The sequence below is a fragment of the Pseudoalteromonas sp. TP27 genome (assembly GCF_056470645.1).
Genome location: NZ_JARDAK010000001.1, coordinates 15,896 through 40,857, shown reverse-complemented (window position 1 = coordinate 40,857; position 24,962 = coordinate 15,896). Strand labels below are relative to the sequence as shown.

The window sequence follows — 24,962 nt, the reverse complement described above, 5'->3', positions numbered from 1 at the left end:
TTAACCTTGCAAATTAAACGTTACAGACTGTGAATAGTTAAAGGTTATTTTAGGTTGACGTTTACGTCAACAGGAAGTAGTCTAATTTCATAAAATAATTAGGTTGACGTGCACGTTACCTTGTAGGCTTAAATAATTATGGAGTTCCTATGAAAGTTCTCGTACCAATAAAAAGAGTGATTGATTACAACGTAAAAGCACGCGTTAAAAGTGATAAAAGCGATGTTGATTTAACCAACGTAAAAATGGCAATGAATCCGTTTTGTGAAATTGCCATTGAAGAAGCAATCCGCCTTAAAGAAGCTGGTACTGCAAGCGAAGTTGTTGCTGTTACAATTGGTCCAAAAGCATCGCAAGAGCAATTACGCACCGCACTAGCGCTTGGCGCCGACAAAGCCATTCACATCGAAACCGATGAAAAGCTCGAGTCACTTCATATTGCTAAGCTTCTTGCCAAAATTGTAGAACAAGAATCACCAGAGCTGGTTATTTTAGGTAAACAGTCAATTGACTCAGATAACAACCAAACAGGTCAAATGTTAGCGGCTTTAACTAAACGTGGCCAAGGTACGTTTGCATCAAAGGTTGTTATTGAAAATGGCAAAGTAAACGTAACCCGTGAAGTTGATGGCGGCCTGCAAACGGTAGCACTTAACTTACCAGCGGTTGTTACAACTGATTTACGCTTAAACGAGCCTCGTTACGCATCACTGCCAAATATTATGAAAGCCAAGCGTAAACCGCTTGAAGTAATAGCTGCTGATTCGTTAGGTGTTGATTTAACACCGCGCATTCAATTAGTAAGTGTGGAAGAGCCAGCTAAACGCACAGCAGGTATTATTGTTGAAGACGTAGCACAGCTTGTAGAAAAATTAAAAACAGAGGCAAAGGTGATTTAAATGAAAACACTCGTAATTGCAGAGCACGACAACGGTGCCTTAAAACCAGAAACCTCAAAAACAATTAACGCCGCACTAAAAATGGGTTTTCCTGTTGATGTACTTATTGCCGGCAACAGCTTAAGTGCAATGAGCTCACAAGTTGCTAGCATTGATGGCGTAGCTAATGTTTTAGTTGCCGATAGCAGCGTGTATGAGCATCAGTTAGCTGAGAGCATGACTGATTTAGTTTTATCGCTTAGCGACAGCTATAGCCATATTGTTGCAAGTGCCACTACAACGGGCAAAAACTTTATGCCACGTGTTGCTGCGTTATTAGATGTTGCACAAATTTCTGAAATTATCGCAGTTGTGGACGCAGACACATTTAAACGTCCTATTTATGCAGGTAATGCAATCGCAACGGTTAAGTCACTCGATAGCAAAAAAGTAATTACCGTGCGTGCAAGTAGCTTTGATTTGCAAGGCGAGCAATCAGCAGCCACTGTAACAAGTATTGATACAGTATCTGATTCGCAATTAAGTAGCTTTGTAAGTGTTGAACAAACCGAATCAGAACGCCCAGAGCTTACAGCAGCTACCGTTGTTATATCAGGTGGTCGTGGTATGCAAAATGGTGAAAACTTCGCACTACTTAATGGCATTGCCGATAAACTAGGTGCAGCCATTGGTGCATCGCGCGCAGCAGTTGACGCAGGCTTCGTACCTAACGATATGCAAGTAGGGCAAACAGGTAAAATTGTAGCGCCTAACCTATATATTGCAGTAGGTATTAGCGGTGCTATACAGCATTTAGCCGGTATGAAAGACTCAAAAGTAATCGTCGCAATTAATAAAGACCCAGACGCACCTATTTTTCAAGTTGCTGATTACGGTTTAGTGGCTGATTTATTTGAAGTATTGCCACAGCTCGAAAGTGCTTTATAGCATCTAATATAAATTTATTCTGGTTGAAAGCCGTGGTGCTCTTTGAGTGCTGCGGCTTTTTTATACGGTAAATTAAAGGCACAAAAAAACCAGCCAATTGGCTGGTTTTTAGTATTTAGAAACGGCTAACTTAGTATTAGTAAGTTGCGCTGCCTTTAGTACGAGGGAAGGCAATAACGTCACGTACGTTGCCCATACCTGTTACATAAGCAACTAAGCGCTCAAAGCCTAAACCAAAGCCTGAATGTGGCACACTACCGTATTTACGTAAATCGCGGTACCAGCTGTAGTCTTCTTTGTTTAAGCCCATTTCTTCAAGGCGAGCATCAAGTACATCAAGGCGCTCTTCACGTTGTGAACCACCAATGATCTCACCAATACCAGGCGCTACTACGTCCATTGCGGCAACGGTTTTACCGTCTTCGTTTTGGCGCATGTAAAATGCTTTAATATCGCGCGGGTAGTTTTTAATAACTACTGGTGCTTTAAAGTGCTCTTCTGCTAAGTAACGTTCGTGCTCAGACTGTAAATCTACACCCCATTCAACAGCGTACTCAAACTTTTTACCACAGTTTTTAAGAATTTCTACAGCGTCGGTATAATCAACTTGTGCGAAGTCTTTATCTACAAACTCTTCTAAACGCGTAATTGCAGTTTTTTCTACACGTTGTGCAAAAAATTCCATGTCATCACGGCGCTCTTCAAGTACAGCTTTAAATACATACTTAAGCATGTTTTCAGCAAGTTTTGCGATATCTTCTAAATCAGCAAATGCTACTTCAGGTTCTACCATCCAAAATTCTGCAAGGTGGCGAGATGTATTTGAGTTCTCTGCACGGAACGTAGGACCAAACGTGTAAATTTTAGACATTGCAGACGCGTAAGTCTCGCCGTTTAACTGGCCAGATACAGTAAGGAATGCTTCTTTACCGAAGAAATCTTCGCTGTAATCAACTTCGCCTTTGTCTGTAAGCGGTAAGTTTTGCATATCAAGCGTTGATACACGGAACATTTCGCCAGCGCCTTCACAGTCACTTGCCGTAATGATTGGCGTGCTGATCCAGTAAAAGCCTTGCTCGTGGTAAAAACGGTGAATAGCTTGTGCTAAGCAGTTACGTACACGTGTTACCGCGCCAATCATATTTGTACGAGGGCGAAGGTGAGCGTGCTCACGTAAGTACTCAATGCTGTGGCGCTTTGCCGACATTGGGTAAGAATCTGGATTTTCTACCCAACCTAATACAGTTACAGTATTAGCTTGAATTTCGAAAGACTGACCTTGGCCAGCAGATTGCACTAAAACACCAGTAACCGACACAGAACAACCGGCTGTTAAGCTAGTAACTTCATCATAATTATTCAGTGAATTAGGAACTACCGCTTGAATAGGATCAAAACACGAACCGTCATGAACGGCTAAAAATGAAATTCCTGCTTTTGAATCGCGGCGAGTACGGATCCAGCCCTTAATTGTTACTTGGCTGTCTACCGCAACATTGCCTTTTAATAGCTCTGAAATCGCTAAATGGCTCATCTTCACTCCAATGATATAAGTTGCCTAACTATTTTATTTTAACTGTGCGCAACACTCGGGCATAAATTGCACATAAACGGCGCTGCACTTGAACCCTGTATCTTACCTAGTAAAGTTGAATAAAAAAACTATTGTGGGCAACTCTTTAAAAGTTTTTATGCATGCGGTTTATTTTTAAACAGTTTTTAGCGTTTAATTGCCACTATTATGATTTGTTACTCTTAAATTTAATGATTTTGTGGCATTATTAACACACAAATTAAATTAATATTTATTCACACTTAAAAAATCGATGCTATGAAACAAGTTTTTATTTTACGAGGACTACCAGGAAGTGGTAAGTCTTATTATGCGCAAAGCCTTGCTGACGAATTAGGTGGAGTTGACGAAAGCCAATACCTAATCTGCTCAACTGATGATTACTTTATTAACGAGCAGGGCGAATATCATTTCGATAAATTTAAATTGTCGCAATTTCATAATTTAAACTTAGCGCGTTTTATAAATGCACTTGCTCAAAATATGCCATTGGTAATTGTAGATAATACCAATATTAAAAAGTGGGAATTTATAGCGTACTCGCAAGCCGCTATTGCTTTAGGCTATCAAGTAAAAGAAGTGATAGTGGGTGAAGTGAAAGACAAATCAATGCAGCACTTATATGCTAAACGTAATTCGCATAATGTCCCGCTTAAAACAATAAGCAAAATGGCTTACATGTTTGAGTGGTAGTACTTAGAGTGCTGTTAAAGCGGATATATCACATTGAGTAATTACATCTAAGTGAGCAGTGATTTTATCATTGCTCCAATCCCACCAAGCTATGTCTAGCAGCGCATTTATTGTTTTATCGTCAAATCTGGTTTTTATCACTTTAGCTGGGTTTCCACCCACAACACTGTAAGCAGGTACATCGGTGGTGACAACTGATTTACTGGCAATAATAGCGCCGCTGCCAATTTTTACCCCGGGCATAATTGTAGCGTTATAACCAATCCACACATCATGACCAATTTCTGTATTGCCTTTAAAGGGTAAATCATTTGATTTTGGTGCAGACTTTTCCCAGCCATTACCAAATATAAAAAATGGATAAGTAGAAAATCCAGAAGTTTGATGATTAGCACCATTCATTATAAAAGTAACGTCTTTAGCTATGGCGCAAAACTTTCCGATAATGAGACGATCTCCTATAAAATCGAAATGGTAAAGCACATTTTTTTCAAAATTCCCAGGGCCATCAGGATCGTCATAATATGTATAATCGCCTACTTCAATATTGGCAGAAGTAATAAAATTTTTTAAAAAACCAACTTGAGGAAAACCTTCCATTGGTGAAGGATTATTTGGGTTTGGTCCGTTCATGGGGTTTCCTCTTAATCTTGAGTTAGGTAAAAATATTAATCTATAGATTTGTAAACCGCTAGCGGGTGCGATGTACTTAATGATACATGTACGGCATCACCAGGATTTACCACAACTTCATGGCTCACTCGGCTAGTTACAATAGTAGAGCACGCAAGTTTTACAGCACACAAACGGCTGCCACCTTCAAATCGTACCCATACAACTTCACCGTTATTACCAACGCTACTTTGTACAAGTAATACATCGTCTGGCCTAAGCAGTACATCAACATCACCACTTTCACAGTCTACGCCGTGGGCTGGGGCATTACCAATTGAGGTAGTAGCTTGTCCGTTTTCAAAGTTACCAGCAATAAAACTGGCTTCACCTAAAAAGCGAGCTACAAAACGATTGTTAGGCGTACTAAAACATCGCTCAGGTGTATCAATTTGCTGAATTTCACCGCCTTTTAAAACGCCAACACGATCCCCAACAGAAAGTGCTTCTTCTTGGTCGTGCGTTACCCAAATTGCTGGAACGCCAGCATCTTTAAGTGCGTTTCTTATATCCCAGCGCAACATGTCTTTTAATGCGGCATCAAGGTTAGAAAGCGGCTCATCTAGTAATACAAAGTCAGGCTGGTGGGCAAGCGTGCGCGCAAGTGCTACGCGCTGCTTTTGACCGCCTGATAGCGTTGCGGGCTTTTTGCCTCTAAAATCGTTCAGTCCAAGTAAGTTTATCCAATACTCGGCAGGGGCCGTATCTTTTAGTCTAAAGCAAATATTTTGCTCAACCGTTAAATGCGGGAATAATGCAAAGTCTTGAAACACCATACCTACGCTACGCTTTTCTGGCGGCACGTTTAACTTTGGCGTTGCTCGCCACTTAGCTACGTTTATTTCGCCTTCGCTAATAGGAATAAGACCTGCAAGCGCTTGTAAAATAGTACTCTTGCCACAACCCGTAGGGCCAACAAGCATAAGGATTTCACTTTCGCCTAGCGAAAAGTTTAAATTGTTTACTACGCGGTTACTGCCGTAATCTATAGACAACTGACTTACAGATAGCATGTGTTTTTAAATCCTCAATGTTCTAACTGGTTGCGTTTTTCGCCTGAGAGCATAATAGCTAACGCGCACGCAGAAATCACTACTAACAATAACCCTGGTATAGCGGCACGACCAAAATAACCCGCTTCGTAAACACGCCATAAATAGGTAGAGAGGGTTTCAAACCCAGTAGGGCCGAGCAATAGGGTGGCTTCTAGTTCGCGCATCGACTCTAAAAATACCAGTGCTGCACCGGCAATTATACCGCGCATAGTCAGTGGTAACGTAATTCGGGTAAATACTTCACGCGGGCTTGCACCCAGTACGCGAGCTGATTTTACTAAACTAGGATCTAAATGCTCGGTGCTAGTTCGAACTGAGCCTACCGCCAGCGGTAAAAAACGCAGCATGTAAGCAATAATAAGCAAACCCAGTGTTTGATATAAGAATGGCAGCTGTAATCCACCATAAACAAGGGCTGTGCCCATAACTATACCCGGTATACCAAAACCAAAATAAGTAACGCGTTCCATTACCTTACCTGCTTTGCCACTTAATGCTGCATGGGCAACGGGCACGGCTACAATTACGGCAACAACAGCGGCAATAGCTGATGCATACGCTGAGTTCCATGCAATATTAAAGTCGAACGAGGTAAAGCCATCGCGAGCTAACCACAACGAAAATATCGCAAGCGGTAAGCCAATAGCTAATAGTAACACTGGCGCAAAGGTAGCAAACATGGCACTTAGCTGCCATTTGCTTGGAAACAAAATAAGTGGGCGACCTTGTTTTTCGCTGTCTGTTTTTATTTGCGATTCTATTAATAATAAAAAGCCAACAATTACCATTAATTGCAATGAGAGCATGGCTGCACGGCCTAACGCAAAGGCGTTGTATTCAACGTATATAACACGGGTAAATGTATCTAAGCGCATCATTGCGGGTGTACCAAAGTCTGACAACGTATAAAGCGCTACCAACAATGAGCCTGCGGCTATGCCGTTTACTACACGCGGTAATATGACTTTAAATATGCTTTGCGTCATCGACATACCCAGTGTACGCGCGGCGTTAACCATACTTGCATCAAGGCTTAGTAAGGACGAGCGAGTGGTCATCATTACAAATGGGAATGTGTATAAGGTCATTACAATCGCGGCGCCCGTTAAACCATACATAGAAGGGGTTTCTATACCGGTTAACGTGTTTATTTCGCCGCCCGGGCCAAAGGCCGCGTATAAGGTAAACGCACCAATATAACTGGGCACAGCTAAAGGCGCTGCAAAAAATACCAGCCATAGTTTTTTAAATGGTAAATGCACATACGCACTAATAAAGGCCAGTGGCACACCAATTAAAATAGAACCTAAAACCGTTAACCCCATTAGGGCTAAGGTATTACCTAAAATTTTTAAATTATGACTATCAAAAACAGTACTGGCATCACTAGCAAGCACCATTAATATAAAAACAGGGGTAAGCGTAATGAGCGCTGCAAGCAGCGCCATTGGGTAAGAAGCGGGTAGTCGCATTATAAAACGCCGTTATTTCTCATCAAATCGATGGTAGGTCGTAAATCTGCCAGTTGGGTTAAATCTATTTTAGGCGGTGAAATATCAGCAAGTGAAGGTAATCCCTCTGGTTGGCTAATATTATTGATTAACGGAATTTCGTAAGCTTCAGTTGCCAGATAACCTTGCACTTCTTTACTGAGTAAATAACGCATAAAGTTAGTAGCAAGTGGATCGTCGTTAAGCGCTAATACACCCGATGCATTAACTAAACAACCTGCATCATTTTGGGTAAAGGCTAAATCGAGTTTTGCATCGGGCTTGCCCGACTTAAGGCGTAGTGTGTAGTAGTGATTAGCAAAACCAATATCTACTTCACCGCGTTCAACACCCATAACCACACCGAGTTCACCGGCGTATGTTTTAGAACGTTTTTTAACTTTTTTAAGCCACTTAGCTGTTTTGTCATCACCTTCTAAAATACGCATAGCGGTAACAAACGATTGAAACGACGCATAAGCGGGCGCCCAACCAATGCTTAAGTCGCTGTCGGCAATTTCCATAATACTTGTCGGAATTTGATCTTTAGTTAAACGCGACGTGTTGTATGGCAATGTACGAATACGACCTGTAACAGGTGCCCATTCTTTGTATCTAAATTGTGGCTGTAATTGATCAGATAAATCGGTTGGAATTGTTTGAGCAAGGCCTGCATCGGTCACTAAACCAATGGCGCCAGAATCTACCGCCCAAAAAATATCGGCACGTTTAACACCAGCCTTAGCCTCGGCTACGATTGTATTTGCAAGTGCAGCTGTTGGACCTCGGCGTATGCCTAATTTAAAGTCGGGATTTTTTTTCTGGATTGCTTGTAATACGTTTTCATACAAACCACCTTCGCCACGGCCTAAATAAAGCGTTAATTCGCCTTTAAGCTTTGGTAAATCATCAACCGAAACAGGGTTTGCTATATTGGCAGCTAGTGCGCGAGAAAGAGGAAGTGGCAATGAGCCAACAACCCCTAACGCAGCTAGGCCTTGTATAAAGGTCCTACGCTTCACTTAAAATACATCCTTACGCGACTTTTCAGCTTTTTCTATAAGCGTTTTAGCGCGGTCTAATTTAGTTTGCATGTCACTTACCACATCGCGTATATCGTCTACGCTTTTACTATTTTTAATTGCTTGTGGCAGTGTTACGTTAAAGTCTTTTTCCAGCACTTCAACTAGGTTAGCATCTTGTTCAATAAGCGTACCTTCTACACCTTCAAATAGGTGCAGATAAGTATCATGAACAATATCTGTTGCTTCGTCTTGTAAACGCTCAGCAAATTTAGCGACTACACGGTCTAATTTGTGCTTAATTTCGTCAATTGTCGCACTTTGTGTCATTTCAGTAGTTGCAGTTGCTTTAATGCTCTCTAACAAGCCTTTTTGCTGGAATTTTGCAGCAAGCTTAACAGCCCCAAGACCCTGCCACAAGGCTATGTTCATCGCTTCTTGCTCTTTACGTACTTCTGCCGCTGGTTTGCCATTTTCAATGGCCATTTTCACGCCATAAATACCTTGCCAAATAGAAGCGTAAACGGGTACGAAATTAGTTTCTATTGCGCTATGAAACTTAACTGATTCCCAATATTCAATTAAATCATCAGTTTTAACCGCTTTAGCGCCTTTTTTATCATAGTCGCTTACCATGGTATCCACTTTACCTACCATCCATTCTACTTCTTCGGCGTAACTTTTTAGATTAGCTTGAAGATGATTAACATGCTCGCCAATAGGGCCGTTAGCTAATGCCGGTTGTGTTACGAAAGCAGAAGCTAACAATAAGCTTGCACCTAATGTTTTTACAGATTTAGAAAGGTGTTTCATAGTAGAGAGTCCGAATGGGTAATTGTAAATGATAGACATTATCATATCCATAATGATTGCCAAAATCAATATATCTATATTTACTCGTAAAACTCCATTTTTCTCTTTGATTTAAATAACTTAATGTTATGTAAGATAGCTTACTTTGTAGCGATTATAAATTTTACTACCAAGTAGGTTTATTTTTGCGCAGGTTGGCGAGTATTTTAAGCTGCTTTTGTGAACAACTTAAAATGCATGATTTTATTTAGTTAAGTTTACGTTTTTTACTAATCTTATATTTTCACCATCTACATCTAAATATGCTGTAATATTTGCACGAGTGAACTCACTGTTGTTTGCTAATTCAAAGTGGTAGGTTCTGCTCTCATAAGGTTCTATTTTCACCTTTTGTTTGAGTTCTTTTATTACTAAAGATTTTAAATCAGAAATAGCAGAAAGAGTAAGCGTACCATCAGTTTTACCTGAATATGGTCCTGTAAGCGTTACACTGAAAACACCTATTTTTTCGTTGTTTTTGGTGTACTTATATTTCATTCCAACACCATTAAAGGGCGTTAGAGATTCATAAAAATGCGATTGATAGCTAAGTGACTGCCATTGTAGTTTTTGCTCAACCTTTAAACTTTTAGCGCCTTGTACTTTCGTTAAATCGAGATTGTGAGTGCCGGGTTTTAGCACATTACTTATTTTTTGTTTTGCAATAACATTCCCTTTAGTATCTAAAAATTGGATGTTAGCTGAAATCTTTAATTCAAAATCTGTGGGGTTGTAAACTCTTAAAAAAGCATCATTTTTATTAAAGTATATACTTGAATCAATATCAGAAAGCGCGTTAAAACCAATATCACCTAAGTGCTTCTTGTAATCGTTAAGCTTTAAGTTTAACTCGGAGTTAATAGTTGTATGGTGTTTTTTATCTGTTAGCTTTGCCATTAACTTACTTAATTCAAGTTCACAATTTGTTAGTTTAAAAGTATACATTTGGCACGTTCTGAATAAGCGGCTTAGTAAATTATAATTTTTAAACACCCAGGGATTAGGTATTTTGGCAACAGATGGCTGTGTATTACTAACTGAGTTAGCAGGGTATAAATAAGGAGTAAGTAAATGGTTGTTATTTTTACTTAGTAAGCTGATTTTTTTGGTGTTTAATATTGTTAATATATCGCGAGCGATAGGCAGAATAATTTGCTGCTCTATTAATTTATTATTTAGTGCAGTTAAGGTGATTTTTATATGTGCCTCCTCTAAAGAAAGTAGGATGGCAATAGACTTATTTTTAATTAAGGCTTCCCTAATTTCAGAAGTTAAGCCTAGCTGTAATGAACTAAATTTATTTATATTTTGCCCATTTATATGCAAGCGTTCACCATCAACGATAATAAATTCCAGCAACTGATCATCACTTATTTGTTCTTTCCCAATAAAACGCTGCCTATATAGTTGATTATGTTTGCTACGTTTTGCTTGTAAAGCAACACCGACTTCACTTCGATGTATCTGTGATTGTTCAAAATCGATTAAAACAGCCACTTGGTTCTTGTTAGAAATATTTATAATCTTATTCGATAATGGCCCAGGAAAATCCATGACAGGTTGGGTTTGTTTTCTCGGTGGGTTAATATCTAAACGAGATAAATCTGTTGAGTCTGTATTTCTTAACCAATAGGAAGCGCCATCTTGCTCCCATGGTCCTGACACTATATGAAAACTCGGCTTAATATTTTGTACAAACTCAGCGAAGCCTTGTTCAATTGCTTGCCAATCTTTAAAAGTGTGTTTAAGTAATGAATTAGCCGTTGAAAGGGTCGACTCACTATGGGGGTTAGCTACTCTAAGCTGTTTTAAAAAGTAAGCAAAAAATTGTGCTCGCTCTGGTGAGCTTAAAAGGTAATGGATGATAAAAAAATTAAGACCGCGTTTAAGTGCAGGATCATCGTTAATTTGTTCAATAGTGGGTTTGTTCGCGCTGTAATACTGTTTTAAGCCCATCTCTATATAGTTCATTGGGGCGCGATCAAATACCATTACTGTTAGTTGTTTTAGATTTGGATCATAAACATGATGAGCAACTGAATCAGCAAGACCTTCTGTTATCCAATTGGGTGCCCATGTAGAATGGCCATTTAATGCCATATGAAATGCATGCATTGTTTCGTGGATCACGATGTAGCGCTGATGATGTTCTCTAGGGTAAGGAAAGTTGTAACCTGCGCGATTATAATACATGGTTTCACCACCAGCTGTTTTATGAACGCCACGTAAAAAACCATCATCAAGCATGGCTTCACGGACTCTTGAACGACTACTACCATAAACCACAGCAATCCGTTGGCGTTCAATATTAGGTGGCTCCATCCCAAACAGCGCAACATAGTGTGGATAAGACATCTCTAATAACTCTAAATATAGCCTTACCTTTTCTTCAGGTAGGTCGCTTTTAAGTGCAAAGTGCTTGCTTATCCACCAATTATAACCTCGACTATTAGCAATTTTACCCTCACTATAAGTGTAGGGAACTTCTTTACCCAAAAATTTAATATCTATGTCCTTTAGTGTACTTGTATAACCGTTCACTGCTATATCAGCTTTTAATGGTGCTGGTGTTATTGGTTTAACAGGATTTTTAATATAAGACGCTGCTTGTGGTTGGCAAGCTACAGTTAAAAATGCGAGTAGTAGAAGGATTATACTTTTTATCATTATCATCACCCTGGATTTATGTATATTGTATACAATAAATGGTATGGTGTTTGGGTTTAAAAGTAAACTATTAATAATGTTTACATACTTAACTTACTATTTAAAAGGTGAGTGAAAACATGCGGTCCTTTAGGTTTGTACAGCAATTATTTACTTGTAAAACAGAGGGTAACGAGGGCTTAGTTGACACAAGCTGCAGAGAACTTTAACTTTATTAGTACACGCATAAAGTGGCATAATAACAGCACAGTTTGAGTAATAGTGCTGTTTTAGATTATGTAGCCGAGTTTATTTTTGCTTATCAGGCTTACTTAGCCAAGCAAAATGGATTATCAATACTGTGTGCGGGTTCGGTAAACCACTTAGGGCCATGATCAGTCATATAAAAATGATCTTCTAATCGTACGCCAAATTCACCAGGTACCACTAGCATTGGTTCGTTACTAAAACACATTCCAGTGGCTAGAAGAGTTTTATCGCCACCGACTAAATAAGGCCACTCATGGATGTCTAAACCAATGCCGTGGCCGGTACGATGTGGGCACCCTGGCGTTTGGTATTCAGGACCAAGGCCTTGTGCCGCTAAATAATTACGGGCGCCGGAATCTACGGCTTCACATGTTTGACCTATTTTTGCTTCATTAAATGCAGCAATTTGTGCCGCTTTTTCATAATTCCAAAATTGGCGCTGACGATCGCTTGCTTCACCATATACGTAGGTGCGGGTGATGTCTGATAAGTAATCATGCACTTTACAGCCAGTGTCAATTAATATCATATCGCCTTTTTTTAATATTTGCGCGTCTTTTACACCATGGGGGAAAGAAGTTGCAACACCAAATAATACAATGCAAAAGTAATTGCCTGGTGCGCCTACTTTTTGGTGTGCTTGCTTTATAAACGCTTCTACTCCAGTGGTACTGATGCCTTCATGTAGCATACTGGCAGTTGCTTTATGTACCGCCAGCGTCATATCCATCGCGCGTTGCATTAATGCAAGTTCATTGGCAGATTTATGCATACGACAATGTGCAGTAACAGGCTGTGCATTCACTAACTTTAAGCCATTTTGGGCTTTATTAATACCATCAAAAATAAAGAACTGTGCGCTTTCGTCAATGCCAACTGTGCCATTCGCAGCAATACCCATTTCAGATAATATATTAACAAATAATGTGTATGGACTTTCATGCTCTTGCCAACCACGAATCGGCCCATCAATCACTTTAAAGCCGTTTAATGAACCAATTTCAAAGTAAGGAGCGATATACTGAATATTTCCCTTTGCTGGTAAAATGGCTCCCACCAGACGCTCACTTGCATACCAACGCATTCCGGTGAAATAGGTAAGGTTTGTGCCTGCATTTAAATATATGGCGTCAATACCATTTTGTTGCATGTATATTTGAGCTTTTTTAATTCGTTCTAGGTACTCTTGCGGTTGAATTGGGGTTAAATCGTCAGTCATGTTAGATAAACTGGCAAGTGCTTGTTCTTTGGTTTGGGTACCAATGCCTTGGGTGGTCATAGTGCTCTCCTCGTTAGTGTGGCTATTGTGCAAGTGGGGCGTGTGGACTGCAAGCAGCTTGAGTTGAAAAGCGGCTGATACAATATGGTTTTATATCAATGCTAGGCACTTGTTGTAAACACAAGCTAGTTATTAGCTCACTTGTAATAGCACCTTGTGTTAAACCTAGATGTTGATGGCCGAAAGCAAAAAATAGATTAGGGTGATAAGGTGCTTCACCTATTACTGGCAATGAATCCGGCAGTGATGGTCGACAGCCCATCCAAATGCTGCTTGGTTGTAACGGAGGTGCTGTATTTTTGAGCATTGCTTTGGCATTTGGTAACAATGCAAGTGCACGTTTGTTATTCATTTCGCGTTGTGTACCAGCAAACTCAACAGTGCCAGCAATACGCAGGCCTTGACTCATTGGAGTCATGATAAAACTACGCTCCGCTGAAGCAACGGGCCTTGTTAAGCCATAATTGCTTGCCAGCATGCAGTGATATCCTCGCTCAGTATCAAGTGGGACTTTATAACCAAACGGCACAATTAGAGGCTTACTCCATGCACCTGCTGCGATAACGACTTTATCAGCAGTAAATGTTTGCTCATTATTACCAAGGGTAAACACTTTCTCTGCTAGCTTTACACTGGTTATTTTTTGTTGACAAAAATTGCCACCTAAAGCACTAAATTGCGCAGCTAAATTTAAACAAAATAGATGCGGATCTACACTATGGGCTACATCCTTAAACAATAATGCATACGTTATTGTTTCTGATAAATTGGGCTCTAATAACTTTACCTCTTCAGCGCTGAGTAGTTCAACAGCAATACCTTGAGCTATAAAGTTATTATAAATTGTATTAATTTGGTTAAGTGGTGTTAGTTCAAATGTTAGTAAACTGCCTTTTTTAGTTAGCAAGTGTCCTAAGTTGAACTCATTTAGTAAGTTGTCGTATGCGATAATTGCACTCTTATTTAACGCTTTAAGTGCTAACGTGTTGGTTTTATATATTTTACTTCTCATATTTTTAGTGAATAACCAAAACCATGGCAGGGCTTGAATTAGATAACGCCAATCTATTCTTAATGGGCCCAATGGGTTGAATAGCATACCCGGTAACTTTTTCAGTAATGACGGGTGTGCAAGTGGAAAAATTTGTTCGGTAGCAAAATGCCCCGCATTACCTTTTGAACAGCCTTGAGCTAATCCATTTTCGTCATATAAAGTGACGTCAAAGCCAGCTCGTTGTAGGTTAAGTGCACAACAAATGCCGATAATTCCAGCACCAACCACAGCTATTTGTTGTTTATTTTGCTCTGCCAAAATGTGTAACCTCACTTATACAATGTGCATTAAAACTTACAGGCCGTTTTTTACTTATTACTTAATAATTCAACCTGCAATAATGTGAAATCTTAAAATCACTTAAATTCTTTTTTTTCAGTGTCTTATGATTGCTAATTAGGCTCGTCGTAGATCCATACGACGAGTAAATTAATAAAATGCTAAAATAGAATGTTGATTATTGTATACAATATACATACTATATCAAGTCTAAACATCAATCAGGTGGTTAAAATGACAGTAAATTGGCAAACAGTCTTTGTTGCAGCAAAGACCCAGTTAAATGCAGATTACTCGATTAACTTTACAGCAGTAGTAAAAACGATCGACGAACTAATTAATGAGTGTGCTCAGTGTATTATTGGATTGAGAAAATCATGTAAAAAAGTAACTGTCACTGCGCTTTATAACAAAGCGATGGCAAGCCGGGTTGACTTAATTAAATTAAAATTGGACTAAGTTATGCGCAAAGGGACCTTTTTTTGTATTGACGGTCACACCTGTGGCAACCCCGTAAGGCTTATTACCAGTGGTCACCCGCAATTGAGCGGGCAGAGCATGAGTGAGAAACGCCAAGACTTTTTGCAAAATCACGATTGGATACGCCAAGCGCTCATGTTTGAGCCTCGTGGTCACGACATGATGTCGGGCGGGTTTTTATACCCGCCCACCACAGAGGACGGCGATGCCGCTATCTTATTTGTAGAAACATCAGGGTGCTTGCCCATGTGCGGCCACGGCACAATGGGCATTGTTACGTTTGCTTTAGAGCATGGTTTACTTCATTCAAAAGTGCCGGGGACTCTGTTATTGGACATGCCAGCAGGGCGTGTTCAAATCAATTATGAAATGATTGGTGGCAAAGTTCAGTGGGTAAAAATTTATAATGTTCCCGCTTACTTAGCACATAAGTCAATTGTCATTGAAGTGGATGAATTGGGTGAGCTTAATGTGGATATTGCCTATGGAGGGAACTTCTACATTATTGTTGAACCGCAAGCCAATTACAAAGGCATTGAGCATTTAACCGCTGGGCAAATTTTAAAGTACAGCCCGCAAGTGCGTGATGCCATAAACGCAAAAATAAAATGTGTTCACCCGCTTGACCCAACCGTTCAAGGTGCAAGTCATGTTTTATGGACTGGCACACCAAAAAATGCCAATTCACACGCCGCAAATGCTGTTTTTTATGGTGACAAAGCTATTGATCGCTCACCATGTGGAACAGGCACCAGTGCCCGTATGGCACAGCTTTTTGCCAAAGGACAGTTGGCTCAAGGGCAAGATTTTATCCACGAAAGCTATATCGGTAGCCAATTTGTCGGCTGCATTGAACAGGTAACAGAAATCGCAGGCGTAACAGCCATTTTGCCAAGCATACAAGGCTGGTCTAGAGTGACGGGCACAAGCACGATCACAGTGGACGACGACGACCCATATGCATTTGGATTTCAAGTAATTTAATCAGGAGCAAAGCATGACATTAACAGGACAAAGTTTAGTAGCAGGGCAATGGATAGGTGATTCAGCGAATGGTGAATTTAATGGATTTTCTCCAGCACGTAATGAACCGCTGCCAACGCGCTTTTTTAATCTAAGTACGGTTGAATTAAACGGTGCAATAGAGGTCGCACAATCGGCGTTTTATGAGTACCGTAAAACCAGCTTTGCACAACGTGCAGATTTTTTAACGTGCATTGCAGAGCAAATATTAGCACTTGGCGATGAGCTACTTGAGCAAACACAGCAAGAAACTAACCTACCGCTTGCGCGCTTACAGGGTGAGCGCATGCGCACCGTAAATCAACTTAAAGCGTTTGCTAGTGCCTTACGTGAAAACCCAGATTCACCTTTGGGTTTAAAAGTAGTGGATGAAGCCGATGCCACAAGAGCGCCTTTGCCAAAGCCACACACTGAGCTTAACTATTTACCACTAGGGCCGGTGGCTGTATTTGGCGCATCTAACTTCCCTTATGCTTTTTCTACACTAGGTGGCGATACTGCCGCAGCGCTTGCTGCAGGTTGCCCAGTGATTGTAAAAAATCACACAGCGCACCCTGGCACGGGTGAATTGATGGCACGTGCAGCGCTTGCAGCCATTAAAGAATGTGCGATGCCGTTAGGCGTGTTTGCTATGGTGCAAAGTAAAAATTATGATATGTCGCATCAGCTAGTTGCTGCACCTGTAATAAAAGCAGTGGGGTTTACCGGCTCATTTAATGTGGCAAGTAAACTACAAGCAACGATTGCCAAGCGTGAAGAACCCATCCCATTTTATGGTGAATTAGGCAGTATTAACCCACAAGTTATTTTGCCCAATAAAGCGATTGAAAACAGCAAAGAAATCGCACAGTCACTTTGCCAGTCTATGTTGATGGGCAACGGGCAATTTTGTACCAGTCCTGGGCTTTGGTTAGTGCCAACGGGGTGTGATGAACTTGAAGCACACATTACTGCGTGTATTAATGATGCACCATCAGACACCTTACTCACTCCTGGGATTGTTAAAACGTTTAAACAACAAGTCGAAGAGCGAAGCCAACTTGCTCAAGTCAGCGTGTTAGGGAAAGGTAAGCTTGAACAAACGTTTCATGCTAATGCGCATGTATTTGTATGTAATGCCGACGATTATTTAACAACCCCAATTTTGCATGAAGAAGTGTTTGGTCCTGCTGCATTAGTTGTGCGCTACGACAGTGAACAACAGCTCATGATATTGATAAATAAACTCCAAGGTCAGCTTACTGCCAGTGTTCATGGTACTGAGGCTGATTTAAATAAAGCTGATAGTGTTATTGAAGCACTGCAGTACAAAGTAGGCCGCTTGATTAAAAATCAGATGCCAACAGGTGTAGAAGTATGTGGTTCAATGAACCACGGTGGGCCATTCCCAAGCTCAACGGATGTGCGCAGCACTTCTGTGGGCACAAATGCAATGTTGCGATTTATGCGACCAATTTGCTATCAAGCATAAGTTTTATAGGCGGGATTGTAAAATTGCACTTTCCCGCTTACCCTTATTTATAGGGGGCTTAAGCAGATTCTAACTTGGCATATGAGTGAACTTGAGTATAATGTATTTTAAATGCAATATAATACCAATCGACTTAAATATTTAACCATTCTAGCGAGCTAAATAAAGCGCTAACTGCGTTTACTTGTCGCTATAAATGGCCAGTAACTTTACACGATTGGTATAAGAGGATCATCATGGCTATCGAACACAAAACCCGCACCCAACTAGTCGCAGAAGCAATTCGTGAAAAAATATTAACCGGTGAGATAAAAGCTGGTGATCCGTTGCGTCAAGCCGCACTTGCTGCTGAACTTAATGTGAGTCGAATACCTGTACGTGAGGCACTACTCCAGCTTGAAGCTGAAGGGCTTGTTAATTTTGAAGCGCACAAAGGAGCCACGGCAACAGAGCTTTCAGCATCACAAATTGATGAAATCTTTGATTTAAGGGCGTTACTTGAGGCTGAGCTGCTAAGTCACTCAATAGAAGGTTTAACAGATCAAGATTTAATTGATGCTGAGCTGATCTTAACTGAGCTAGAAAGCGCCATGGATGCAGGTGATACCCACCTAGCTACGGGCGATTTAAACAGCCGTTTTCATGGTAAGTTGTATTCACGCGCACAACGCCCACAAACTCGTGAACTTGTTGATATGTATAGTAAAAATTCAGAGCGTTATGTGCGCATGCATATTTTACTAGCAGGTGGTTTAACCACTGCGCCCGAAGAGCACCGTATATTATTAAATCACTGTCGCGCAAAAGAGAGCAAAAAAGCCTGTGACTTTTTGAAAAAACATATCTTAGGCGCTAAAAACGACATTAAAAAGCTATTACTTAAAATAGAAGATGAAAAAAGGTAGTTTTAAATAAGGCCTTTAAGAGCACATTTTTTATAATGTGCTCAGCTTGCTGCCCGCAGTCAAATAGGAACACTATATTTATTAACGTATACATTATCTTTAACTTATCTCGATTAGTTTATTTAATGCGATGTTAGATAATTGAACAAGGTTCACCAACTTATCTGCATGATTAAATTGGATATTTGAAAAATAATTGAGGTAAATGGGGTAAAAATTCAGAAATGCAAAGCTTAGCCTTACGCTATATTCGAATAAACTATATGTCTGATTTTCTTTTATGCTCAATAAGTATGATTTAATAGGGTCAGTGCAATCACCGCAAAAACAACTTATGTATACCTACAAAAAGACTCCGTAAAAACGGAGCTTTTGCTTGTCAACTTTTGAAAAATCAGTCTATTAAATCCAGGCTCTCAAGTCGTTCTTTTGCTAAAGCATACCGTGTGTGCACGTCATCAATTTGCTGTTGAGTTAACTTTCTACCAAAGGTACGAAGGCCTCCAGTTGTATCATTGTGATGAATACCAAAAGCATACTTCAAATACTCTAAAAGTAACGGCTGGGCATCAAGGTAAGATATAGAATTCATCGCTTGAGAAATTTTGTTTGCCTCGGCCCACTCACCGTTGTTCACGTATTCCTGCATAGTGACACTTGCTTTTGGAAATATACAACCAACGCCTGTAATGCCGCCGCATGCGCCAGCAAGCCCTGCATGTACAGTTACGGTATCTACACCAGCGAGTACTTTTAGGTCTTTATTTTCTAGCATCATGGTTTCGATAACTGATACATCAATAGTAGATATTTTAAGCGCTGTTACTTCAGGTAAAGCAGCAAGTCTGGTAAGAAGATCAGTTGATAGCGCATGGTAGCCGGCAGCGTCAGGGTTGTTATAAGGCATTATCGTTATGCCGGCCTCTTTTGCAGCTGTTGCAGAAAGGGCATAATATGCATACATTTCTTCATCAGAAGGTGTGTATGTGGTTTTTGGTGGCATTACCATCACGGTATCAACGCCAACAGTCGCAAGTTCTGCAACGATTTTGGCAAGCTGTTCTTTAGTTTCAGCAGCAGCTCCACTGATTAATGGTACATTATGTTGTTTAGCTACACTTGAGAGAGCCTTTAGTAAAGAAAGACGCTGCTCGTCACTTAAATAGGTATTCTCCCCCAGTGTGCCAGAGCCAACAAGCCCTCCCATTTTAGTTCCTCCTTTACCTTTAACGCTTAAAATATCAGCTGCATATTTTTGCGTTGCATCAAAATCAATTTCAAGGGTGCCGGACTGTGACTCTCTAAGCCAAGTAAATACAGCTGGCATAACAGTATATCGCCAGTCTTTGCTTTTTGTTTTCATTAAACTTCCTCTTATTTATGTATATTGTATACAGTGTGCAATTTATTGTAGCAGCAAAATTTACTTCGGCAATACCTAGGTCAAAATTAATTAAGCATCTAGTTTAAAAATATATAGGAGTCTATTACACCAAATAACATAGATTACATAAGCGAGCCTCCAGCAGTAACTCATCGTTATAAATATTTATTTTTAATATTTCAGTTTTATGTATTAAATCACAGAACTCCAAGTCTCTGTTTTTAGGTACAAATTAAAAAGGTTTTAGGTTCTGTATGATCTGCATTTTAAATTTAACTAAAAATAAACGTATATTACATATTGTATACAATATGTAATAAGTGTATATTTTTCATGTCGAGGCTAGTCTCACAATAAAAAATCAACAGGACCAAGGAACTCTTTCATGTTTACAAATAACAAAAAACAAACTCGGGGCGTGGGTGCTAAAACCCTGCTAGCAACTGCAGTAACAGCAGCATTATTAATCGCGCCAGCGGCATACGCTGTTGATGGTAGCAGTGTTGTTAAAGGAAACATTGTTACCCAATCGGGGAATGATTTAACCGGCGCAACTATTACACTTAAGCATAGAAGCAAGGGATTGGTTTACACCATTATCAGTAACGCCAAGGGTGATTACTTATTAAGAAACGTACCTGTAGGTACATACGATGTAACTATTGTAAAAGATGGTTATCAAACAATGACTGAAGAAAATGTTGCCGTAACGATTGGCCAATCAATAATACTTGACGTACAACTTTTTAAAGCTGGTACCGACATAGAGCGTATCGCAGTAACCGGTTCAGCAATTCGTCGTGTTGATATGGCCTCTTCAACCTCTGGCTTAACGTTCAGTAGTTCAGAGCTCAAAGCAATGCCAGTAAATACGGGTTTTGAGAGTATTGCGTTACTTGCACCAGGTACCGCGGCTCCAGGTGGCTCTAATTTTAAAGGCGCTTCTAGTTTTGGTGGCGCATCAGCAGCTGAAAATGGCTACTATTTTAATGGCTTGAATGTAACAAGTATTCGGACAGGGTTGGGTTCAATTCGTCTGCCATGGGAAGCTATTTCTCAAACTCAAGTTAAAACCGGTGGTGTTAGCCCTGAATTTGGTGGTTCGTTAGGCGGTATTGTAAACGCTGTATCTAAATCGGGTGATAATGATTTTAAATTTGGTGCAGAAGTACGCTGGGATCCTGATAGTCTTAGTAGTCAGCATGATTCAATATTCCAAGATAGCGGCACCATCAGCACCAATACGCAACAGAGCAGTTACGATTTTAAAGAAGTGCAGTTATGGGCGAGCGGTGCACTTATTGAAGATACGCTTTTCTTCTATGGTCTATTTGCTCCACGTAGAGAAGAGTCGAACAGCGCTGGGCAAACTACATTTTCTGATTTTGAGCGTGATGAAGACCGTTGGTTTACCAAAGTTGATTGGTTTATTAATGAAAACCACTCAGTAGGTTTCTCTGCAATGAATAACAAACGTACTTGGACTAATAAAACGTTTGCTTATAGTTGGCAGGATGATGTTATTGGTGATCAGCAAGGGGTAGATGCACCAGGTGAAGATGGCGGCAAGGTTTATAGCATTAACTACAATGGCTACCTTAGTGATACGTTCTCTGTGTCAGCAGTTGTTGGACGCGTAACTGAAAATGTTGAAAATGTCGTTGCATCACCAAACCCAGGTGTTTGGGACGAAAGAAATGGTTTTTTAACATTGAGCCAGCACACTAATTCAGGAGTAACAGAAGAAGAATATATTCGTGACCAAGCTAGAATTGATTTTAACTGGGATTTGGATATGCATTCAATCCAGTTTGGTATTGATTACACCAATGTAAAAGTTGATTACTTTGAAGGTCAAAATGGTATTGGGGACGCTGAAGGCTGGTGGACTATAAAAACAGCTGGTGGAAACGATGTCTCTGGTGCAGCATTAGGTAATGATTATATCGAAAGACGAGTTCGTAGTCGTGAAGTGGATTCTGATACCACTTCATTAGCGTTTTATATTAATGATTCATGGCAAGCAACTGATAATTTAGTGCTTAACATGGGTTTGCGTTATAGCCAGTTTGAAAACACTGTTTCAGATGGCCGTGCTTTCGTTGATATTGATAATCAAATCGCGCCACGTTTACAAGCTATTTATGACGTTAGTGGTGATGGTAGTGCAAAAGTATTTGCAACTTTTGGTCGTTATTTCCAACCAGTATCTGCGAACATGAATGTCACTCAAGGTTCTGCGTCTATTGAATGGTTTGAGTATTTCGAATTAGATCAATTAGAAGGCAATGGCTCACCTTCTTTAACTGCTGATGGTTCACCTAGTCGTGGTGATATGATAGGTGATAGAAGCTGGCGTCAACGTGGTATTACTGAACCTGGGTTAATTGCTTCGGCTTCTTTAAAACCAATGTACAGCGATGAGTTTACAATTGGTTATCAACAAGAAGTGTTTGATACGATGTCAGCAGGTGTACGTGCTATTTACCGTGATCTAGGTCGCAGCGTAGAAGATACCGATGTAGGCCCTGTGCTTGCTAAAAAGCTTGCTGAAATGGGTATCATGGATAACGTAGGGCAAGGTTCATATTATGTGCTCAATAACCCTGGTGAAGCGATTCAAATGTCGTATGACTTCGACGGTGATGGTGAAGTAGATAATGTTAATTTGAGCGCTGAAGAACTTGCGTTACCAGAAGCTAAACGTAAATACCTCGCTCTTGAATTTACTTTAGATGGTAATGTTACGGATGATTTACGAATTAATACGTCTTACACGTGGTCACATAGTTATGGTAACACTGAAGGATTAGTCAAAACGGATAACAACCAAGCCGATCCAGGTTGGACAACCTCGTATGACTACGGCGATTTGATGGATCATGGTTATGGTAATTTACCAAACGATCATCGCCATTCATTCAAACTCAGTGGTGCCTACAATATTACTGAAGCACTCACCGTTGGTTTAGTTGCAAGCGCTATTTCAGGTCGCCCTCAGAGCTACTTCTCAGTTCACCCAGAAGGTGTTGATAGCTGTGAGCAAGGTAGTCCTTGGGATGCATGTATTAGTAAGTACTATGACCAAGCATCGCACTATGATGAAAATGGCAACCCTGCACCACGTGGTAGTAAAGGTAACTTACCTTGGGTGACTAATGTGGATATGTCATTAACTTACTACACTGACTTTTTTGGTTCAGATATGATTTTAAAAGGCACTGTTTATAATTTATTTAACAGCGATAGTGCGATAAACATTAACGAAGAGCGTGCTCAGTATGGCGATAATGGCTTAGAGTTAAACCCTGACTATGGTTTAGTTACTGACCGTCAAGGTGCTCGTTATATGTCGTTAGTTGCACGTATTGAATTTTAGTTTTCCCCTAGTAGGTTGTTACTTGATTTAATAACTTTGCTTAAGGCTACATAAGGCAAAAAATCGCTATCAATGAAGCAATACAACCTCAATGCTGAACAGGAGACTGTTCGGCATTTTTATTGAGTTAATTACTAATAATAGTACTGGCCATTGTGCTGTACTAATGAGCCATTAAATATAAAGTTCAGTTAAAATAAGCACTATTAAAGTTGGAGTAAAAATGAAAATAATAAATGCAGAAAAAATTGATTACGCTCTTAATTTTGAATCTTTAATAAAAGCACTCCAAAAGGGTTTTGCATCTGCTTTTTGTATGCCTAAACGTAATGTGTACGAACTTAATACAGACAAGTCAAATCATGATGCTTTTGCGGTATTACCCGCATGGAATGAGCATGTTATTGGCGTTAAGGCGTTTACTTACTTTCCTACAAACACAGAAACAGAATATCAATCGCTTTATTCTAAAATAATGCTTTTTTCTCGTAATCATGGTGAACCATTAGCATTAGTCGATGGCACGCGTATTACGCTTTGGCGAACTGCAGCTGTGTCTGCATTAGCAAGCCAGTATTTATCCAGAAAAAACAGTAAGCACTTAGTATTTTTTGGTAGCGGAAATTTAGCTTTATATATTATTAAAGCACATATATCGGTGCGTAATTTTGAGAAAGTAACACTTATTGCACGAAATGCTCAAAAAGTGTCGGCGTTAAAACATACCCTAGAGGAGGCATTTCCAAATATAGAGTTTGTCATTGGTAAAAGCACTAAGGAAGTTGTTTACAGTGCTGATGTGATCAGCTGTGCAACGGGATCGCCAACAGCTTTATTTAAAGGGTCTTGGTTAAACCAAGGCACTCATATTGATTTAATTGGTAATCACCATAGTGAGCAACGTGAATGCGACACGACAACGATTACCCGCAGTCATGTATACGTTGATAGCAGAGTAAATGTGCTAGGCGAGGCTGGCGAGGTGCTGCAACCAATTAAAGAAGGAGTGTTTAGTGCACACGATATTCGCGCTGAGTTATCCGATTTAGTAAAAGTAAATAGCTACGCCCGTTCTAATGAAACAGATATTACGGTATTCAAATCGGTAGGAACGGCGCTGAGTGATTTGATTGCAGCGAATAGCGTTTACCAATCATTAGAAGGTTAATATATTGATGACGAATATACTATTGATTTTGAGTGTGTGTTTTATTGGTGCTGGTTTACTGCCATTTTTTAGATGGTTGAAATGTAAAATACGAAAGCATCATTGGCGAGTATGCGAAATTAGCACAATTACATCAGTGGTTAATACGCGGGTATTACCTTTGGATCTCGTTCAACAGCAGTCAATGCTGGTTAGTTTTCGTTTTAATGGTGATATGCACAGTGTCGTGGTTGACTTAGATGAGCCCTTATTTAACTTATACAAACAAGGGCAGTCGTGTACATTGTTGGTTGATAAAGACAACCCATCGAGGGTCTATAAAAATGCGCTGCTTTGGCAGAACTTTGGTTATATATGGCTTTTTGCAGGGTTGGCTTTACTTGGTTTAAGTCATTTCATTAACTAGTCTGAACTCTGTAAGGTAGATTTATTATTCAGAGC

20 protein-coding genes are annotated in these 24,962 nt (G+C 40.0%); 10 read left to right on the top strand and 10 right to left on the bottom strand.

Going from position 1 to position 24,962, the window contains the following annotated elements; all coding sequences use genetic code 11:
• Positions 1–149 precede the first annotated feature (149 nt).
• Positions 150–899 (top strand): electron transfer flavoprotein subunit beta/FixA family protein, encoded by a 750-nt coding sequence (locus PX700_RS00190; protein WP_197239122.1) that lies wholly within the window; start codon positions 150–152, stop codon positions 897–899.
• Complete coding sequence (locus PX700_RS00185; protein ID WP_479519496.1) at positions 900–1,826, top strand: electron transfer flavoprotein subunit alpha/FixB family protein; 927 nt, start codon at positions 900–902, stop codon at positions 1,824–1,826.
• Positions 1,827–1,962: 136 nt separating this feature from the next.
• Here PX700_RS00185 and asnS read toward each other — a convergent pair whose 3' ends face one another.
• Complete coding sequence (asnS, locus tag PX700_RS00180) at positions 1,963–3,360, bottom strand: asparagine--tRNA ligase (RefSeq protein WP_479519495.1); 1,398 nt, start codon at positions 3,358–3,360, stop codon at positions 1,963–1,965.
• A 297-nt stretch (positions 3,361–3,657) separates the two neighbouring features.
• Here asnS and PX700_RS00175 point away from each other — a divergent pair, with 297 nt between their 5' ends.
• Positions 3,658–4,092 (top strand): AAA family ATPase, encoded by a 435-nt coding sequence (locus PX700_RS00175; protein ID WP_166419606.1) that lies wholly within the window; start codon positions 3,658–3,660, stop codon positions 4,090–4,092.
• Between the two features lie 3 nt (positions 4,093–4,095).
• Here PX700_RS00175 and PX700_RS00170 read toward each other — a convergent pair whose 3' ends face one another.
• The 8 genes from PX700_RS00170 to PX700_RS00135 form a co-directional block, all read right to left on the bottom strand.
• Positions 4,096–4,725 carry a Vat family streptogramin A O-acetyltransferase gene (locus PX700_RS00170; RefSeq protein ID WP_415636147.1) on the bottom strand — a complete coding sequence of 210 codons (630 nt, stop codon included), beginning with the start codon at positions 4,723–4,725 and terminating at the stop codon, positions 4,096–4,098.
• A gap of 35 nt (positions 4,726–4,760) precedes the next feature.
• Positions 4,761–5,777, bottom strand: a complete 1,017-nt coding sequence (locus PX700_RS00165; RefSeq protein WP_479519494.1) for an ABC transporter ATP-binding protein — start codon at positions 5,775–5,777, stop codon at positions 4,761–4,763.
• A gap of 14 nt (positions 5,778–5,791) precedes the next feature.
• Positions 5,792–7,291 carry an ABC transporter permease gene (locus PX700_RS00160; protein WP_479519493.1) on the bottom strand — a complete coding sequence of 500 codons (1,500 nt, stop codon included), beginning with the start codon at positions 7,289–7,291 and terminating at the stop codon, positions 5,792–5,794.
• Positions 7,291–8,331, bottom strand: coding sequence for an extracellular solute-binding protein (locus PX700_RS00155; protein WP_166419599.1), 1,041 nt, complete (start codon positions 8,329–8,331; stop codon positions 7,291–7,293). The genes PX700_RS00160 and PX700_RS00155 overlap by 1 nt, the downstream gene beginning before the upstream one ends.
• Entirely contained in the window at positions 8,332–9,144 is an 813-nt protein-coding gene (locus tag PX700_RS00150) for a hypothetical protein (protein WP_415636474.1), read from the bottom strand. It abuts the gene before it with no gap.
• A 243-nt stretch (positions 9,145–9,387) separates the two neighbouring features.
• The gene (locus PX700_RS00145) at positions 9,388–11,850 is read right to left on the bottom strand and encodes a hypothetical protein (RefSeq protein ID WP_479519492.1); all 2,463 of its coding nucleotides are present in this window, start codon (positions 11,848–11,850) and stop codon (positions 9,388–9,390) included.
• 307 nt (positions 11,851–12,157) lie between these two features.
• On the bottom strand, positions 12,158–13,378 hold the full coding sequence (locus tag PX700_RS00140) for a M24 family metallopeptidase (RefSeq protein WP_479519491.1): 1,221 nt from the start codon (positions 13,376–13,378) through the stop codon (positions 12,158–12,160).
• Positions 13,379–13,400: 22 nt separating this feature from the next.
• Positions 13,401–14,690, bottom strand: coding sequence for an NAD(P)/FAD-dependent oxidoreductase (locus tag PX700_RS00135; protein ID WP_479519490.1), 1,290 nt, complete (start codon positions 14,688–14,690; stop codon positions 13,401–13,403).
• A gap of 255 nt (positions 14,691–14,945) precedes the next feature.
• On the opposite strand from PX700_RS00135, the gene PX700_RS00130 reads away from it, so the two are divergent.
• From PX700_RS00130 to PX700_RS00115, 4 genes are all read left to right on the top strand, one after another.
• A complete protein-coding gene (locus PX700_RS00130) occupies positions 14,946–15,170 on the top strand; it encodes a hypothetical protein (RefSeq protein WP_294117064.1) in 225 nt (74 codons plus the stop codon).
• A gap of 3 nt (positions 15,171–15,173) precedes the next feature.
• The gene (locus PX700_RS00125) at positions 15,174–16,175 is read left to right on the top strand and encodes a 4-hydroxyproline epimerase (protein WP_342876133.1); all 1,002 of its coding nucleotides are present in this window, start codon (positions 15,174–15,176) and stop codon (positions 16,173–16,175) included.
• Between the two features lie 13 nt (positions 16,176–16,188).
• Complete coding sequence (locus PX700_RS00120; protein WP_479519489.1) at positions 16,189–17,685, top strand: aldehyde dehydrogenase (NADP(+)); 1,497 nt, start codon at positions 16,189–16,191, stop codon at positions 17,683–17,685.
• Positions 17,686–17,921: 236 nt separating this feature from the next.
• Positions 17,922–18,590 carry a GntR family transcriptional regulator gene (locus PX700_RS00115; protein ID WP_415636138.1) on the top strand — a complete coding sequence of 223 codons (669 nt, stop codon included), beginning with the start codon at positions 17,922–17,924 and terminating at the stop codon, positions 18,588–18,590.
• 394 nt (positions 18,591–18,984) lie between these two features.
• On the opposite strand, the gene PX700_RS00110 is transcribed toward PX700_RS00115, so the two are convergent.
• A complete protein-coding gene (locus PX700_RS00110; protein WP_415636137.1) occupies positions 18,985–19,953 on the bottom strand; it encodes a dihydrodipicolinate synthase family protein in 969 nt (322 codons plus the stop codon).
• 406 nt (positions 19,954–20,359) lie between these two features.
• Between PX700_RS00110 and PX700_RS00105 the strand changes: the two genes are divergently transcribed.
• The 3 genes from PX700_RS00105 to PX700_RS00095 all read left to right on the top strand — a co-directional run bounded on the left by PX700_RS00105 (position 20,360) and on the right by PX700_RS00095 (position 24,927).
• Entirely contained in the window at positions 20,360–23,353 is a 2,994-nt protein-coding gene (locus tag PX700_RS00105) for a TonB-dependent receptor (RefSeq protein WP_415636136.1), read from the top strand.
• Positions 23,354–23,576: 223 nt separating this feature from the next.
• A complete protein-coding gene (gene lhpI, locus PX700_RS00100) occupies positions 23,577–24,521 on the top strand; it encodes a bifunctional Delta(1)-pyrroline-2-carboxylate/Delta(1)-piperideine-2-carboxylate reductase (protein WP_479519488.1) in 945 nt (314 codons plus the stop codon).
• 7 nt (positions 24,522–24,528) lie between these two features.
• Positions 24,529–24,927 carry a hypothetical protein gene (locus PX700_RS00095; protein WP_479519487.1) on the top strand — a complete coding sequence of 133 codons (399 nt, stop codon included), beginning with the start codon at positions 24,529–24,531 and terminating at the stop codon, positions 24,925–24,927.
• Positions 24,928–24,962 lie beyond the last annotated feature (35 nt).

What these genes read in the sequence shown, in the direction of transcription:
- PX700_RS00190 (WP_197239122.1), top strand. Translation starts at nt 150, where the DNA reads ATGAAAGTTCTCGTACCAATAAAAAGAGTGATTGATTACAACGTAAAA.
- PX700_RS00185 (WP_479519496.1), top strand. Translation starts at nt 900, where the DNA reads ATGAAAACACTCGTAATTGCAGAGCACGACAACGGTGCCTTAAAACCA.
- asnS (WP_479519495.1), bottom strand. Translation starts at nt 3,360, where the DNA reads ATGAGCCATTTAGCGATTTCAGAGCTATTAAAAGGCAATGTTGCGGTA.
- PX700_RS00175 (WP_166419606.1), top strand. Translation starts at nt 3,658, where the DNA reads ATGAAACAAGTTTTTATTTTACGAGGACTACCAGGAAGTGGTAAGTCT.
- PX700_RS00170 (WP_415636147.1), bottom strand. Translation starts at nt 4,725, where the DNA reads ATGAACGGACCAAACCCAAATAATCCTTCACCAATGGAAGGTTTTCCT.
- PX700_RS00165 (WP_479519494.1), bottom strand. Translation starts at nt 5,777, where the DNA reads ATGCTATCTGTAAGTCAGTTGTCTATAGATTACGGCAGTAACCGCGTA.
- PX700_RS00160 (WP_479519493.1), bottom strand. Translation starts at nt 7,291, where the DNA reads ATGCGACTACCCGCTTCTTACCCAATGGCGCTGCTTGCAGCGCTCATT.
- PX700_RS00150 (WP_415636474.1), bottom strand. Translation starts at nt 9,144, where the DNA reads ATGAAACACCTTTCTAAATCTGTAAAAACATTAGGTGCAAGCTTATTG.
- PX700_RS00145 (WP_479519492.1), bottom strand. Translation starts at nt 11,850, where the DNA reads ATGATAAAAAGTATAATCCTTCTACTACTCGCATTTTTAACTGTAGCT.
- PX700_RS00140 (WP_479519491.1), bottom strand. Translation starts at nt 13,378, where the DNA reads ATGACCACCCAAGGCATTGGTACCCAAACCAAAGAACAAGCACTTGCC.
- PX700_RS00130 (WP_294117064.1), top strand. Translation starts at nt 14,946, where the DNA reads ATGACAGTAAATTGGCAAACAGTCTTTGTTGCAGCAAAGACCCAGTTA.
- PX700_RS00125 (WP_342876133.1), top strand. Translation starts at nt 15,174, where the DNA reads ATGCGCAAAGGGACCTTTTTTTGTATTGACGGTCACACCTGTGGCAAC.
- PX700_RS00120 (WP_479519489.1), top strand. Translation starts at nt 16,189, where the DNA reads ATGACATTAACAGGACAAAGTTTAGTAGCAGGGCAATGGATAGGTGAT.
- PX700_RS00115 (WP_415636138.1), top strand. Translation starts at nt 17,922, where the DNA reads ATGGCTATCGAACACAAAACCCGCACCCAACTAGTCGCAGAAGCAATT.
- PX700_RS00110 (WP_415636137.1), bottom strand. Translation starts at nt 19,953, where the DNA reads ATGAAAACAAAAAGCAAAGACTGGCGATATACTGTTATGCCAGCTGTA.
- PX700_RS00105 (WP_415636136.1), top strand. Translation starts at nt 20,360, where the DNA reads ATGTTTACAAATAACAAAAAACAAACTCGGGGCGTGGGTGCTAAAACC.
- lhpI (WP_479519488.1), top strand. Translation starts at nt 23,577, where the DNA reads ATGAAAATAATAAATGCAGAAAAAATTGATTACGCTCTTAATTTTGAA.
- PX700_RS00095 (WP_479519487.1), top strand. Translation starts at nt 24,529, where the DNA reads ATGACGAATATACTATTGATTTTGAGTGTGTGTTTTATTGGTGCTGGT.